This is a genomic window from Streptomyces sp. NPDC026659, assembly GCF_040638245.1.
In the GTDB taxonomy this organism is placed as follows: domain Bacteria; phylum Actinomycetota; class Actinomycetes; order Streptomycetales; family Streptomycetaceae; genus Streptomyces.
Window position 1 is genome coordinate 16,104 of sequence record NZ_JBEZXY010000008.1, and the last position, 14,500, is coordinate 30,603.

At 73.3% G+C, this 14,500-nt stretch carries 14 protein-coding genes; 8 read left to right on the forward strand and 6 right to left on the reverse strand.

Annotated features, from left to right (window positions below):
* Window positions 1–182 precede the first annotated feature (182 nt).
* On the reverse strand, window positions 183–800 hold the full coding sequence (locus AB0E91_RS20560; protein ID WP_361783618.1) for a LysE/ArgO family amino acid transporter: 618 nt from the start codon (window positions 798–800) through the stop codon (window positions 183–185).
* Between the two features lie 77 nt (window positions 801–877).
* On the opposite strand from AB0E91_RS20560, the gene AB0E91_RS20565 reads away from it, so the two are divergent.
* Window positions 878–1,762: a LysR family transcriptional regulator ArgP gene (locus tag AB0E91_RS20565; protein WP_361783621.1), complete on the forward strand. Its 885-nt coding sequence runs from the start codon at window positions 878–880 to the stop codon at window positions 1,760–1,762.
* On the opposite strand, the gene AB0E91_RS20570 is transcribed toward AB0E91_RS20565, so the two are convergent.
* Window positions 1,728–2,483, reverse strand: coding sequence for a TetR/AcrR family transcriptional regulator (locus tag AB0E91_RS20570; protein WP_361783624.1), 756 nt, complete (start codon window positions 2,481–2,483; stop codon window positions 1,728–1,730). The genes AB0E91_RS20565 and AB0E91_RS20570 overlap by 35 nt on opposite strands.
* Before the next feature lie 130 nt (window positions 2,484–2,613).
* On the opposite strand from AB0E91_RS20570, the gene AB0E91_RS20575 reads away from it, so the two are divergent.
* Window positions 2,614–3,834, forward strand: coding sequence for a saccharopine dehydrogenase C-terminal domain-containing protein (locus tag AB0E91_RS20575; protein WP_361783627.1), 1,221 nt, complete (start codon window positions 2,614–2,616; stop codon window positions 3,832–3,834).
* Window positions 3,835–3,858: 24 nt separating this feature from the next.
* On the opposite strand, the gene AB0E91_RS20580 is transcribed toward AB0E91_RS20575, so the two are convergent.
* On the reverse strand, window positions 3,859–5,283 hold the full coding sequence (locus AB0E91_RS20580) for a M1 family metallopeptidase (RefSeq protein ID WP_361783630.1): 1,425 nt from the start codon (window positions 5,281–5,283) through the stop codon (window positions 3,859–3,861).
* A gap of 171 nt (window positions 5,284–5,454) precedes the next feature.
* Between AB0E91_RS20580 and AB0E91_RS20585 the strand changes: the two genes are divergently transcribed.
* Entirely contained in the window at window positions 5,455–5,802 is a 348-nt protein-coding gene (locus tag AB0E91_RS20585; RefSeq protein WP_361783633.1) for a DUF488 family protein, read from the forward strand.
* Window positions 5,803–5,831: 29 nt separating this feature from the next.
* Here the strand turns inward: AB0E91_RS20585 and AB0E91_RS20590 are convergent, their stop codons facing one another.
* Window positions 5,832–7,505: an FAD-binding dehydrogenase gene (locus AB0E91_RS20590; RefSeq protein ID WP_361783636.1), complete on the reverse strand. Its 1,674-nt coding sequence runs from the start codon at window positions 7,503–7,505 to the stop codon at window positions 5,832–5,834.
* 29 nt (window positions 7,506–7,534) lie between these two features.
* Window positions 7,535–8,158, reverse strand: coding sequence for a TetR/AcrR family transcriptional regulator (locus AB0E91_RS20595; RefSeq protein ID WP_361783639.1), 624 nt, complete (start codon window positions 8,156–8,158; stop codon window positions 7,535–7,537).
* A 113-nt stretch (window positions 8,159–8,271) separates the two neighbouring features.
* Between AB0E91_RS20595 and AB0E91_RS20600 the strand changes: the two genes are divergently transcribed.
* Window positions 8,272–8,907, forward strand: coding sequence for an alpha-ketoglutarate-dependent dioxygenase AlkB (locus tag AB0E91_RS20600; RefSeq protein ID WP_361783642.1), 636 nt, complete (start codon window positions 8,272–8,274; stop codon window positions 8,905–8,907).
* Between the two features lie 66 nt (window positions 8,908–8,973).
* Window positions 8,974–9,768 carry an MBL fold metallo-hydrolase gene (locus AB0E91_RS20605; protein ID WP_361783645.1) on the forward strand — a complete coding sequence of 265 codons (795 nt, stop codon included), beginning with the start codon at window positions 8,974–8,976 and terminating at the stop codon, window positions 9,766–9,768.
* Window positions 9,769–9,870: 102 nt separating this feature from the next.
* On the opposite strand, the gene AB0E91_RS20610 is transcribed toward AB0E91_RS20605, so the two are convergent.
* Window positions 9,871–10,749 carry a universal stress protein gene (locus tag AB0E91_RS20610; RefSeq protein WP_361783648.1) on the reverse strand — a complete coding sequence of 293 codons (879 nt, stop codon included), beginning with the start codon at window positions 10,747–10,749 and terminating at the stop codon, window positions 9,871–9,873.
* Window positions 10,750–11,002: 253 nt separating this feature from the next.
* Here AB0E91_RS20610 and AB0E91_RS20615 point away from each other — a divergent pair, with 253 nt between their 5' ends.
* The 3 genes from AB0E91_RS20615 to AB0E91_RS20625 are packed head-to-tail and all read left to right on the forward strand — an operon-like array spanning window position 11,003 to window position 14,495.
* Complete coding sequence (locus AB0E91_RS20615) at window positions 11,003–12,679, forward strand: FAD-dependent oxidoreductase (RefSeq protein ID WP_361784560.1); 1,677 nt, start codon at window positions 11,003–11,005, stop codon at window positions 12,677–12,679.
* On the forward strand, window positions 12,676–14,148 hold the full coding sequence (locus AB0E91_RS20620) for an ATP-binding protein (protein WP_361783651.1): 1,473 nt from the start codon (window positions 12,676–12,678) through the stop codon (window positions 14,146–14,148). The genes AB0E91_RS20615 and AB0E91_RS20620 overlap by 4 nt, the downstream gene beginning before the upstream one ends.
* Window positions 14,145–14,495 (forward strand): UBP-type zinc finger domain-containing protein, encoded by a 351-nt coding sequence (locus AB0E91_RS20625; protein WP_161178448.1) that lies wholly within the window; start codon window positions 14,145–14,147, stop codon window positions 14,493–14,495. Before AB0E91_RS20620 ends, AB0E91_RS20625 begins: the two co-directional genes overlap by 4 nt.
* The last annotated feature ends 5 nt before the right edge of the window (window positions 14,496–14,500 follow it).

Consider the following 14,500-nt stretch of genomic DNA (forward strand, 5'->3'; position numbering starts at 1 on the left):
GGTCGCTCGATCCGTTGCTCGATACATCTTTCGATTCGGGCCTCACTATCGCAGCAACTCCCGCCTCCGGCCGAACCCGTTCCGCGATCCGGCCGGATACCGCCCCGGGCCGTTCTCGGTACGCGGTCGCAGGTACCCGGTCGCAGGTACCCGGTCCCGGTGCCCGGGCTCAGTGCCCGGTCTCAGTACCCGGCGAGCAGGGCGGCGCCGAGGCCGAGCATCGTGGCGGCGATGACGCCGTCGAGCACGCGCCACGCGGTGGGCCGGGCCAGGACGCGGCCGAGCAGCCGGGCGCCGAGGCCGAGGGCGGCGAACCAGCACAGGCTGGCGACGGCCGCGCCGAGCCCGAAGGTCCAGCGCAGCGGGCCCCGGTCGGCGGCGAGCGAGCCGAGCAGGAAGACGGTGTCGAGGTAGACGTGCGGGTTGAGCCAGGTCAGCGCGAGGCAGGTGAGCACCGCGCGCCTGCGCGAGCCCGCCGCGTCGCCCTCGGCGCGCAGCCCGGTCGTCCCGGGCCGGACGACCCGGCGGGCGGCGAGGACGCCGTAGCCGATCAGGAAGAGACCGCCGACGACTCCGACGGCGCGCACCGCGTCCGGCCACGCGGTCACCAGGGCGCCGACCCCGCCGACGCCGAGCGCGATCAGCACCGCGTCGGACAGGGCGCAGATGCCGATCACGGCGAGGATCGCGTCGCGGCGTATCCCCTGGCGCAGGACGAAGGCGTTCTGGGCGCCGATGGCGACGATCAGGGAGAGGCCGGTACCGAATCCGGCGGCCGCGGCGGTCAAGGCGTGGTTCATGTGCTCGACGCTAGGCAACGGATCACCGCGCGTACAGCTAAAGATTCTTACGTATCCTTAGCTCTCGTGATGTTCTCATGATGCCGGACCTGCCCCTGGACCAGGTGCGGACGCTGCTGGCCGTGGTGGACGAGGGCACCTTCGACGCGGCGGCCGCCGCCCTGCATGTGACGCCGTCGGCGGTGAGCCAGCGGGTCAAGGCGCTGGAGCAGCGCACCGGCCGGGTGCTCCTCCGGCGGACCAAGCCGGTGCGGCCGACCGAGTCGGGCGCGGTGCTGGTGCGGTACGCCCGTCAACTGGCCCGGCTGGAGCGGGACACGCGCCGTGAACTGGGGCTGAGCGGGGCCGGGGAGCCCGCGCGGGTGTCGGTCGCGGTGAACGCGGACTCGCTGGCCACCTGGTTCTTCGGCGCGCTGACCCGGGTGACCGGGCTCTGTTTCGAGCTGCACCGGGAGGACGAGGGCCACACGGCGGAGCTGCTGCGCGAGGGCCTGGTGATGGCGGCGGTGACCACCGCGCCCGACCCGGTGCCGGGCTGCTCGGTGCGCCCGCTCGGCCGGCTGCGCTATCTCCCGGCCGCCGCACCGGAGTTCGCGGCCCGGCTGCCCGAGGGGCCGCTCGCCGGGGCGCTGTCCGAGGTCCCGGTGGTGACCTTCGACCTCAAGGACCGGCTCCAGGACGGCTTCGTCCGCTCCCTCGGCGGCACCGGCGCGGGCCCGCTGCGGCACCGCATCCCGACCTCGGAGGGGTTCCTCCAGGCGGTCGTCGCGGGACTCGGCTGGGGTCTGATCCCGGAACCGCAGGCGCTGCCGCTCCTGGCCGACGGACGCCTGGTGCCCCTCGCCCCGGACGTGTGGGTGGACGTGGCCCTCTACTGGCAGCAGTGGAAGCTGGACTCCCCCGCCCTCGCGGCACTGGCGGACGCGGTCACCGGGGCCGCCGCGGGCGCGCTGCGGAGGTGACGGGGGCGGCACCGGCCGGACCAGCGGTGTCGAGCCGCGCCGCCGCGCTGTCCAGCAGCATGTCCAGCGCCGCCGGATAGGCGCTGTGCATCATCCGCCGGGCCAGCAGCGGGGCGGCCTCCGCGATGCGCGGGTGGGTGGCGCGGGGCAGCCGGGCGTACGTCGACTGCCACTGCTCCTCGTCGGCGCGCTGCGAGGCGCTCGGCAGGGCCAGGGTCGCGGCGTCCAGGGCGGCGAAGGCCAGCGTCTGGTCGATGAAGGCGTGGTAGACGCGGACCGTCTCCGGGAGCGAGAACCCGGCCCCGGCGAGCACGTCCAACACGGCCTCGTCGGCGGCCAGTTCATGGGCGCGCCCGGTGACGCGCCCGGCCGTGAGCACGGCGGCCTGCGGGTGGTCGACGTAGACGGCGTAGATGCGCAGCCCGATCGTGCGCAGATCGGTGCGCCAGTCGCCGGTGCGTTCCCAGCCGTCCAGCGCCTGCCCGATGAGCGCGTCGCCGATGGCCAGGGTGAGGTCGTCCATGCCCCGGAAGTACCGGTAGAGGGTGCTCGGGTCGCAGTCGAGCGCGAGGCCGAGGCGGCGGGCGGTGAGCCCGGTGCTGCCGTGCTCGCGCAGCAGCCGCAGGGCGGTGGTGACGATCAGCTCCTCGGACAGCACGATGCCGCCGCGCGTCGGCCGCCGCCTGCGGCGCCGCTCCTCGGGGACGACGGGTTTGGGCACGGCGAAGCCTCCTCGCGGGCGTCCTTATGCCAACGCCATTGACCTTACGGCACGCACAGGCGTTGCATACGGGCCAAGGCGCGCCTGCCGAGTCGTCGTTTCCGTCCGTGTCAGGCAGGAGTTTTCCGTCATGCGTGTACTGCTCGTGGGAGCCGGCGGTGTGGGTACCGCCGTCACCCGGATCGCGGCCCGCCGTCCGTTCTTCGACCTGATGGTGGTGGCCGACTACGACCTCGCCCGTGCCGAGGCGGCCGTCGCGGCCCTCGGCGAGGAGGAGGGCCGTTTCCGGGCCGCCCACGTCGACGCCGGGGACGAGTCGGCGGTGTCCGCGCTGCTCACCCGCCACGGCTGCGACGTGCTGCTGAACGCCACCGACCCCAGGTTCGTGATGCCGCTGTTCCGGGCTGCGTACGGCGCCGGGGCGACCTATGTCGACATGGCGATGTCGCTGTCCCGCCCGCACCCGGAGCGGCCGTACGAGGAGTGCGGGGTGAAGCTGGGCGACGAGCAGTTCGCGCTCGCCGGGCAGTGGGCCGACGCGGGGCGGCTCGCGCTGGTCGGGATGGGCGTGGAGCCGGGTCTGTCGGACGTGTTCGCCCGGCACGCCGCCGACGAACTCTTCGACACCATCGAGGAGATCGGCGTCCGCGACGGTGCCAACCTCACCGTGGAGGGCGCGGACTTCGCGCCGTCCTTCAGCATCTGGACCACCATCGAGGAGTGCCTGAACCCGCCCGTGGTCTACGAGTCCGAACGGGGCTGGTTCACCACGGAGCCGTTCAGCGAGCCCGAGGTGTTCGACTTCCCCGAGGGCATCGGCCCGGTGGAGTGCGTGAACGTCGAACACGAGGAGGTGCTGCTGATGCCGCGCTGGGTGGGCGCGGAGCGGGTCACCTTCAAGTACGGGCTCGGCCGGGAGTTCACCGACACGCTGCGCACGCTGCACCAGCTGGGCCTGGACCGCACCGCCCCGGTGACCGTGCCGGGCCCGGACGGACCGGTGGAGGTGTCGCCGCGTGACGTGGTGGCGGCGGGGCTGCCGGACCCGGCGACACTGGGCGACCGGATGCGCGGCAAGACCTGCGCGGGCACCTGGGTGCGCGGCACGAAGGACGGGGCGCCGCGCGAGGTGTACCTGTACCACGTGGTCGACAACGAGTGGTCGATGGCGGAGTACGGCTGCCAGGCCGTGGTGTGGCAGACGGCGGTGAACCCGGTCGTCGCGCTCGAACTCCTGGCCACGGGGGCGTGGGCGGGCCGGGGTGTCCTCGGTCCCGAGGCGTTCCCGGCCCGCCCGTTCCTCGATCTGCTGACGGCGTACGGCTCGCCGTGGGGCCTGCGCGAGCAGTGACGCGAGCGGTGTCCGGCGGCGCGCTCAGGCGCGGGCGGGCTTGCCCTTGGCGTACAGCCATGTGTGCAGCAGCGGGCCCACGTCCTTGCCGGACTCCCGCTGCGCGAGGCGGATGAACTCGGCCGTGGTGCCGTGCCCGGCGCGGTGGGTGTCGGCCCAGGCACGCAGGATACGGAAGAACGTCTTGTCGCCGACGGCCCGGCGCAGCTCGTGCAGGGCCATGGCGCCCCGCGCGTACACGGGCGTACCGAAGATGTTCTTGCCGCTGCCGGGGTCGCCGGGCGGGTAGGCCCACAGGCCGTCCTTGGCCGGGCGGGCGTAGAGGGCGTCGAAGGTCTTCTGCGCGCTGTCGCCGCCGTGCTGCTCGCCGTAGAGCCACTCGGCGTAGGTGGCGAAGCCCTCGTTGAGCCAGATGTCCTTCCAGCTGGTCAGCGAGACCGAGTCGCCGAACCACTGGTGGGCGTTCTCGTGGACGAGGGTGGAGAGGTCGGGCGCGGAGTCGTAGACGGGCCGGGTCTGGGTCTCCAGGGCGTAGCCGACACCGGGCGCGTGGTCCACGATGGAGCCCGCCGCGCGGAAGGGGTACGGGCCGAAGAGCCTGCTCTCCCACTCCAGGACGGAGGGCAGCTTCTTGAGGACGGGTGCGGCCTTCTTGGCCTCGCGCGCGTCGACGGCGTTGTAGACCTTCAGCCCGTCGCGGGTCGTGTACTGCTCCGTCCGGAACTTGCCGACGGTGGCCGTGGCCAGATAGGCGGCCATGGGCTCGGCCTCGTGCCAGCGGAAGGTGGTCAGACCGTGCGCGGTGCTCTGTCCGCGCAGCACGCCGTTGGCGACGGCCGTGTACCCCTTGGGCACGGTGACGGTGAAGTCGTAGGACGCCTTGTCCCTGGGGTGGCTGTTCGACGGGAACCAGGTCATGGCGCCCTGCGGCTCGTTCGCGACGAAGGCGCCGTCGTCGGTGGGGATCCAGCCGTCGGGTGAGCCGTCCGGGTCGGTGACGGGCTTCGGCGTGCCCCGGTAGGTGACGGTCACGCGGAACTCCCGGCCCTTGCGCGGGGCGTGGCGCGGGGTGACGACGAGTTCCTGGCCGTCACGGGTGAAGCGGGCGGCGGCGCCGTCCACGGTGACACCGGTGACGGTCAGGCCCTTGAGGTCGAGGTCGAAGCGGCTGAGGTTCTGGGTGGCGCGGGCGGTGAGGACGGCCTTGCCGTCGAGGTGCCGGGAGGCGATGTCGTAGCGGAGGGTGAGGCCGTAATGGCTCACGTCGTAGCCGCCGTTGCCGCTGAGCGGGAAGTAGGAGTCGCCCGCGCCCGGTGCGCCCGGCTTCGCGGACCCGGCGGGGGCGGCGGCGCCGAGCAGGGCCGCGACCACCATGGGCGCGGTGAGCAGGACCGCCTCGCGGCGCAGGACCGTGGTGCGTCGGGCGGCGGATCTGCGGGGTGACGTCACGTGCGCTCCTCGGAGGTGGCGGTGATCGCTTCGTCCACAGGGTAGGGCTGCGGGCCCGGCGGTTTCGCCCCGGCGCGGGTCAAGTCACGCGCCGTGATCCGTACGGCGGCCCCGGCGCGCCCGCAGTACGCTCGCAGGACGCGTCCCGTGCCGATGTGAGGGAGCCCGGTCATGAGCGTGCGTATGCGCCGGATCTACGACCCGCCGGAGCCGGACGACGGGCTGCGCGTGCTGGTGGACCGGCTGTGGCCGCGCGGGGTCTCCAAGGAGGAGGCCCGGCTGGACGAGTGGCCCAAGGCACTGACCCCCTCGACGGAGCTGCGCCGCTGGTACCACCACGGCGGCTCCTTCGACGAGTTCCGGCGCCGCTACGAGCAGGAGCTGACCGCTCCCGAGGCCGCCGCCGCGCTCGACGGCCTCAGGAAGTCGGTCAGGGAGGGCCCGGTCACGCTGCTCACGGCGACGAAGCACACGGAGAGCAGCCAGGCGGAGGTGCTGCTGGAGCTGCTCCGGCACTGAGACCCCCCGGGCTGAGGGCTTCAGGCCCTTCAGGCGGTCTCCTTCGCAGCCGCCCGTCCCGCCGCGCGGCCCGAGAAGAGGCAGCCGCCGAGGAAGGTGCCCTCCAGCGCGTTGTAGCCGTGGACCCCGCCGCCGCCGAACCCGGCGACCTCGCCTGCCGCGTACAGGCCGCCGACCGGTGTGCCGTCCGGGCCGAGGGCGCGCGAGTCCAGATCGGTCTGGATGCCGCCGAGAGTCTTGCGGGTGAGCACGCTGAGCCGTACGCCGATGAGCGGGCCCGCCTCCGGGTCGAGGATGCGGTGCGGAGTGGCGACGCGGCCGAGGCGGTCGCCGATGTAGCGGCGGGCGTTGCGGATGCCCTGGATCTGGGAGTCCTTGCTGTAGGGGTTGGCCAGCTGGAGGTCGCGGGCCTCGATCTGGCGGCGGACCTCGGCGGCGTCCAGGAGGGACTTTCCGGTGAGCCCGTTCATCCTGCCGACCAGGTCCTCCAGGGTGCGGGCGGTGACGAAGTCGGCGCCGTGGTCGAGGAATGCCTGTACGGGGGCGGGGGCGCCCTTGCCGAGCAGCCGGTCGCGGAGCACGGCCTTGCGGTCCTTGGCGGTGATGTCGGGGTTCTGCTCGGAGCCGGAGAGCGCGAACTCCTTCTCCACGATCTTCCGGGTGAGGACGAACCAGGAGTGGTCGTATCCGGCGATGTCCTCGGTGGTCCGCAGATGGCGGAGGGTGCCGAGCGTGTCGTAGCCGGGAAGGCAGGGGTCGGGCAGGCGGCGGCCGAGCGCGTCGAGCCAGATGGAGGAGGGGCCGGGCAGGATGCGGATTCCGTGGCCGGGCCAGACGGGGTTCCAGTTGGCGATGCCCTCGGTGTAGTGCCACATCCGGTCGCGGTTGACCAGGCGCGCGCCCGCCTCGGCGGTGATGTCGAGCATCCGGCCGTCGACGTACGCGGGGACACCGGTGACCATCTTGGCGGGGGGTGTACCGAGCCGCTCGGGCCAGTACCGGCGCACCAGGTCGTGGTCGGCGCCGATGCCGCCGCTGGTGACGATCACGGCGCCGGCGGTCAGCTCGAAGTCGCCGACGGACTCGCGGCTGGAGGCGACTCCGCGCGGGGAGTCGTCGGGGGCGAGGAGCGTGCCGCGCACCCCGCGCACGGCGCCGTCCCGGACGAGGAGTTCGTCCACGCGGTGGCGGTGGTGGAAGGTGAGCAGCCCGTCCCGCGCGGCCTCGCGGGCGTACCGCACGAAGGGTTCGACCACGCCGGTGCCGGTGCCCCAGGCGATGTGGAAGCGGGGTACGGAGTTGCCGTGGCCGTCCGCGCGCAGGTCGCCGCGCTCGGCCCAGCCGACGGTGGGCAGCAGCTCGATCCCGTGTCCGCGCAGCCAGGACCGCTTCTCCCCGGCGGCGAACTCGACGTAGGCGCGGGCCCAGCGCACCGCCCAGGAGTCCTCGTCCTCGACGCGGTCGAACTGCGCGCTGCCCCGCCAGTCGTTCCAGGCGAGGTCGAGGGAGTCCTTGACGCCGAGACGGCGCTGTTCGGGCGAGTCCACCAGGAACAGACCCCCGAAGGACCAGTACGCCTGGCCGCCGAGGTTGGCGGCGTTCTCCTGGTCGAGCAGGGCCACCTTCCGTCCCCGGCTGGTGAGTTCGTGCGCGGCGACCAGGCCGGCGAGGCCCGCTCCGACGACTATCGCGTCCGCGTCCATGATGTGCGTGTCCTTCCGTCGGGGCGAGTTCAGAGGGGCCGACTGCCGTCGGTCAGCAGAGCCGTGAGGAGTTGCTTCAGCCAGGCGCGTGCGGCGGGCACGTCCTTGTCGAGGAGGAGCTGAGTGGTGACGCCGTCGTACGCGGCGACGACCGCGTGGGCCGCGCCGTCGGCTCCGCCGAGTACGGCGGGCAGCTCCGTGTGGCCCTGGGCCCTTCGCAGCCGGTCGGCGACGGCCTCGCGCAGCCGGGCGCGGTGGTCGAGGAGGGCGCGGGCGGTGTCGGGGTCGCGGGCCGCGTGCACCAGGAAATCGGTCTTCACCAGCAGCCAGTCCACATTGAGCAACAGCGCCTCGGAGACCCGGTCGACACAGGCCTGCACGTCGAGTCCGGGGCCGTCCTGAGCGAGGGCGCCCGCGACCTGGGCGGCGATGAGGTCGGCGCGCTCCCGATACAGGGCGAAGAACAGCTCGTCCAGGGTGGCGAAGTTGGAGTAGAAGGCACCCCGGCTGTACCCGGCCGCCTCGCAGACCTCCTCGATGGAGACCCGCCCGAACCCCTTGGCGGCGAACACCGCGAAGGCGGCGGCGAGCAGATCGGCGCGGGTCCTGGCGCGGCGTTTGGTGACGCGGGGGGCGCTGAGTCCGTCCGTCACGGTGCCTCACCTCCGTTCGATACGGGAATGTATTCGATACATCGATGTATCGAAAGAGGGCGGCCCGGATTCATAAATGGAACGCATTTTCGATTCAGGGGTACGCTGACCCCATGTCCACGCACCTCCAGGGCTCCCTCTTCGACCAGACCGACGAACTGCGGCTCGGTCCGCTCAGCGGCCTGCGCCGTACCGAACTCGGCGCGGGCGCCTGGATTGACGTGCTGCCGGGCTGGCTGAGCGGCGCGGACGCGCTGTTCGAACGGCTCGCCGCCGAGGTTCCCTGGCGGGCGGAGCGGCGGAAGATGTACGACAACGTGGTGGCGGTGCCCCGGCTGCTCGCCTTCTACAAGCAACGTGATTCACTCCCCCACCCTGTGCTCGGCGAGGCCCGCGCCGCGCTCACCGCGCACTACGCGGCCGAGCTGGGCGAGCCGTTCACGACGGCCGGGCTGTGCTTCTACCGCGACGGGCGGGACAGCGTGGCCTGGCACGGCGACCGGATCGGGCGCGGGGCGCGGGCGGACACCATGGTCGCGATCCTCTCCGTCGGTGCGCCCCGGGACCTGTTGCTGCGCCCGGCCGACGGCGGTGGCGGCGCGGCCACGGTACGGCGGCCGCTGGGGCACGGCGACCTGATCGTGATGGGCGGCTCCTGCCAGCGCACCTGGGAGCACTGCGTCCCGAAGACCGCCCGCGCGGCGGGGCCCCGGATCAGTGTGCAGTTCCGTCCGCGCGGGGTGCGCTGACACGTCCATCGCCCCGGGTCTGCTTGGCTGTTGCCGACGGTTCAACGGCGAAGGGACGACGAGCGGATGAGCGCGGACGTACACCAAGTGGCCGACGGCACCTACCTGGTGCACGGTCATCACACCAACTGGGTGATCCTCAAGGACGGGGACGCGGTGACCCTGGTGGACACCGGGTATCCGGGGGACCGCGCGGGGCTGCTGGAGTCCCTTGCCTCGGTGGGGAGTTCGCCGGAGGCGGTGGCCGCCGTGCTGATCACCCACGCGCACAACGACCATCTGGGCTCGGCGGAGTACCTGCGCGCCGGGTACGGGACGCCGGTTCAGCTGCATCCGGCCGAAGTCCCGCACGCGCGGCGGGAGTTCCTCCAGCAGGCCAAGGTGGGCGACGTGGTGCGCAACATCTGGCGGCCCGGTGTCCTGAAGTGGGCGGCGCACCTCATCCAGGTCGGCGGGCTTGAGCAGCACCCCGTCACCAAGCCCGAGCCCTTCCCCACCGAGGGCGCGCTCGACCTGCCGGGGAACCCGGTCCCGGTGCACACGCCGGGCCACACGGACGGCCACTGCGTCTACCACCTGCCGCGCCTGGGCGTGGTGATCTCCGGTGACGCGCTGGTCACCGGGCACGCGATCTCCCGACTGAAGGGCCCCCAGCTCCTGGCCGGCTTCTTCCACCACGAGCGGGAGCGCGCCGTGGACTCGCTGGACCTGATCGCCGCGCTGGAGGGCGACACGCTGCTGCCGGGACACGGTCCGGTGCACCGGGGGCCGGTCCGGGAGGCGGCGGAACTGGCCGGGGAGCGGGCGGGGCAGGGACGGCGCCCCGGGGCGGGCCGGGGGCAGCCGACGGGACGGCTGTGAGCCGACGCGCCAACCGGCCGCTGTCCGGCGGGACTTGACGCACCCCGGCGACCGCTCGGCCGTGCCCGTGGCGGCCGCCAGGACGGCCCTCCCGCGCCCGGCTCACCCCTCCGACGCCACCCCCGGCACGACCGCCACCGGACACGGCGCGTGATGCAGCACTCCGTGCGCCACCGAGCCGATCCGCGCCGTCACCGCCGTGTGGTGGGGGCGGCGGCCGACGACGACCAGCTGGGCGCCGCCGGAGACCGAGAGCAGGACCTGCCCCGCGCTGCCCATCTCCACGTGCTCGGAGACCGGCACGTCGGGGTAGCGCTCGCGCCAGGGGTGTACGGCCTCGGCGAGGGCCTTGCGCTCGTAGGGTTCCAGGCCGCCCGCGTCGTCCAGGAGCTTCAGGGAGGCGGGGCTGTAGGCGAAGACGGGCGGCAGGGTCCAGGCGCGTACGACCCGTACGGTGGCGCCGCGCGCGGCCGCCGCCTCGAAGGCGAAGCCGAGCGCGGCGGCGCTGTCCTCGGGGCTGCCGTCCTGGCCCACCACGATCTCGCGTCCGGCGGCCTCGGAGGCGGCCTTGTCCCCGGCGCGCACCAGCACCACGGGCCGGGACGCCTCGGCGACGACACGGCCGCCCACCGAGCCGAGCAGGAAGCCGACCACGCCCCCGTGCCCGCGCGAGCCCAGCACCAGCAGTTCGGCGTCGGCGGCGGCCTTCGTCAGTGTCTCGGCGGGGACGCCCTCGGGCACGTCCAGGCTGATGGGGAGCCCCGGGTGCCGTTCGGTGACGGGGCGCACCGCCTCGGCGGCCGCGGTCTCGGCCCAGCCCCGCTGGACGATCGGATCGGGGGCCGAGGGGGTCTCGACATGGCGCCAGACGTGCAGCACGCGCAGCGGCAGCCCCCGGCGTACGGCCTCCCCGGCGGCCCAGTCCAGGGCCGCCAGGCTCTCCGGCGTACCGTCCACCCCGGCCGTGATCGGGCGTGTCATGCGTGGCCTCCTCGTCGTCACCGCGTCCATACCACCGCGTCCGTGCGTCGCCGCGCCTCACGGGCGACGCTCGGTCATGACCTTGTCACAGAAGGACGGCCGTACGAACCACGCCCCCTTCACCCCCGGCAAGGACTCCCGCGCCGGGGCGAAGCCGGGCGGCCGCACCTACGATGGGCGGAAGGCGGTGTTCCGTACCCGCGCCACCGCCGCAGGGAAGCCCGTGCATCCGACCGCTCGGGGTGGGAGACCCATGGCACAGGCCACCGACGCCGCCCGTACGGTCATCCTGACCGTGGACGACGACCCGGGCGTGTCCCGCGCCGTCGCCCGGGACCTCAGGCGCCGCTACGGCGAGTCGTACCGGATCGTGCGCGCGGAGTCCGGCGCGTCCGCGCTGGACGCGCTGCGCGAACTGAAGCTGCGCGGCGACCAGGTGGCGGTGCTGCTCGCCGACTACCGGATGCCCCGGATGAACGGCATCGAGTTCCTCGAAGCGGCGATGGACGTCTACCCGTGGGCGCGCCGGGTGCTGCTGACGGCGTACGCGGACACCGGCGCGGCGATCGACGCGATCAACGTCGTGGACCTGGACCACTATCTGCTCAAGCCGTGGAACCCGCCGGAGGAGAAGCTGTACCCGGTCCTGGACGACCTGCTCCAGGCGTGGCACGCGAGCGATCACCGGCCGGTGCCGAGCACCAAGGTGGTGGGCCACCGCTGGTCGGCGCGCTCCTCGGACGTGCGGGAGTTCCTGGCCCGCAACCAGGTGCCGTACCGCTGGTACTCGGCCGAGGAGCCGGAGGGGCGACGGCTGCTCGCGGCGGCCGGACAGGACGGGCGGCGGCTGCCGCTGGTGATCACCCCGGACGGCTCGGCGCTGGTCGAGCCGGAGGCCCCGGAGCTGGCGGCCCGGGTGGGCCTCGCGACGACGCCGACGGCCGACTTCTACGACCTGGTGGTGATCGGCGGCGGCCCGGCCGGGCTCGGCGCGGCCGTGTACGGCGCCTCGGAGGGGCTGCGGACCGTGCTGGTGGAGCGCTCGGCGACGGGCGGGCAGGCCGGGCAGAGTTCCCGGATCGAGAACTACCTCGGCTTCCCGGACGGCGTCTCCGGCGCCCAGCTGACCGACCGGGCGCGGCGGCAGGCGGCGCGGTTCGGCGCCGAGATCCTGACGACGCGCGAGGTGACGGGGCTCGAGGTGTGCGGGGCCGCGCGGATCGTACGGTTCGCTGACGGCTCGACGATCGGGGCGCACAGCGTGATCCTGGCGACCGGGGTGCAGTACCGGCGGCTGGCGGCGGAGGGCTGCGCGGAACTGACCGGCTGCGGGGTGTTCTACGGCTCCGCGCTGACCGAGGCGGCCTCGTGCCAGGACCAGGACGTCTACATCGTGGGCGGCGCCAACTCGGCGGGCCAGGCGGCGATGTTCCTCTCCCGGGTCGCCAAGTCGGTGACGCTGCTGGTGCGCGGTGCCGATCTGTCGGCGTCGATGTCGCACTATCTGGTCCAGCAGATCGGGGAGGCACCCAACATCTCGGTGCGCGGCCACACGGAGGTCGTGGCCGCGCACGGCGAGGGCCGTCTGGAGCGGCTGACGCTGCGCGACACCGCGACCGGTGAGACCGAACAGACCGACGCCCAGTGGCTGTTCGTGTTCATCGGCGCCGCCCCGCTGACCGGCTGGCTGGACGGGACCGTGCTGCGCGACGCGCGGGGTTTCGTGCTCGCGGGCCCGGACCTGACCCCCGACGGGACGCCGCCGCCCGGCTGGGAGCTGGACCGGCCGCCGTACCACCTGGAGACCAATGTGCCGGGCGTGTTCGTGGCGGGCGACGTGCGCGCCGAGTCGGCCAAGCGGGTCGCGTCCGCCGTGGGAGAGGGCGCGATGGCCGTGATGTTCGTCCACCGGTATCTGGAGCAGTCGTGAGCGGACAACCCATGCCGTGCAGCCCCGGGGAGATCGGCACCCTGTTCCTCTTCGACCGGCTGACGCCCGGCCAGTTGGGGCGGCTGTGCGCCGAGGGCCGGGTGGAGCTGTTCGAGCCGGGCCCGGTGTACGCCGAGGGCGAGCCCGCGACCTGCTTCTACGTGCTGATCGAGGGCACGGTGGTGCTGTCACGGCGGGTCGGCGCCGAGGACATGGAGGTGACCCGGACCGCGCAGCGCGGGGTGTACGCGGGCGCGATGCAGGCGTATCTCGGGGACCGGGTGCGGCAGGTCTACAACAACTCGATGCGGGTGACCGAGCCGAGCCGTTTCTTCGTCCTGCCCGCCGAGACCTTCGCGGCCGTGATGCACGAGTGGTTCCCGATGGCGACACATCTGCTGGAGGGGCTGTTCTTCGGCTCGAAGAGCGCCCAGGCGCTGGTGGCCCGGCGGGAGCGGCTGCTGGCGCTCGGCTCGCTGTCGGCGGGGCTGACCCATGAGCTGAACAACCCGGCCTCGGCGGCGGTGCGGGCCACCTCGGCGCTGCGCGAGCGGGTGGCGAAGATGCGGCACAAGCTCGCGCTGATCGCCGAAGGGCCGCTCTCCCGCGAGACGTTGGCCCGCCTGGTGGAGGTCCAGGAGCGGACGGCCGAGCGGGTGGCGAAGGCGCCGTCGCTCGGTCCGCTGGAGGCGGCGGACCGGGAGGACGCGCTCGCCGACTGGATGGAGGACCACGGCGTCGAGCAGGCCGTGCGGTACGCGCCGACCTTCACGCAGGCGGGCCTCGACACCGACTGGCTGGAGCAGGTCGCGGCGGCGGTCGGCGAGGACGTGGTGCCCCGGGCGATGGGCTGGCTGGAGTCCACCGTCGAGACCGAGCTGCTGATGAACGAGATCGAGGACTCCACCGCCCGCGTCTCGCACCTGGTGGACGCGGCGAAGCAGTACGCGCAGCTCGACCGGGCGCCGTTCCGCTCGGTGGACGTGCGGGAACTCCTGGACAGCACCCTGCTGATGCTGTCGGCGAAGGTCGGCCCGCACGTCGAGGTGGTCAGGGAGTACGACGCCGCGCTGCCGCCGGTGCCCGGTTATCCGGCGGAGCTGAACCAGGTGTGGACCAACCTCGTCGACAACGCGGTCTCCGCCATGGGCGGTTCGGGACGGCTGACGGTGCGGACCGCGCGGGACGGGGACCGGGCGCTGGTGGAGATCCGCGACACCGGGCCCGGGATTCCGGCCGAGCTGCGCGAGCGCGTCTTCGATCCGTTCTTCTCCACCAAGCCGCCTGGTGAGGGCACCGGGCTGGGTCTCGACATCTCGCGGCGGATCGTCGTCGACAAGCACCACGGCACCCTGGAGGTCGAGTCGGTGCCCGGCGACACCCGTTTCCAGGTCTTCCTTCCGCTGACCGCCGAGGCGCCCGATCAGTCCGACCGGGCGCCCGGACCGACCCCCGAGGAGACAGCATGAGCGCCGAGGACGCCATCGACCCGAGTGTGCCGCCGAGCGGTACGGGCTGTGTGGAGTGCGAGAAGACGGGCGGCTGGTGGTTCCATCTGCGCCGCTGCGCACGGTGCGGGCACATCGGCTGCTGCGACGACTCGCCCTCCAAGCACGCCACCGTCCACTTCCGGGCCACCGGGCATCCGGTCATCCGCAGTTACGAGCCGGGCGAGGGCTGGTTCTGGGACTACGACACGAACGAGATCTACAGCTCAGGACCCGAACTCGCGCCCCCGGAGAGCCATCCGGCCGACCAGCCGGTGCCGGGCCCGGCCGGGCGGGTTCCGGCGGACTGGGCGCAGACCCTGCGCTGACGGGC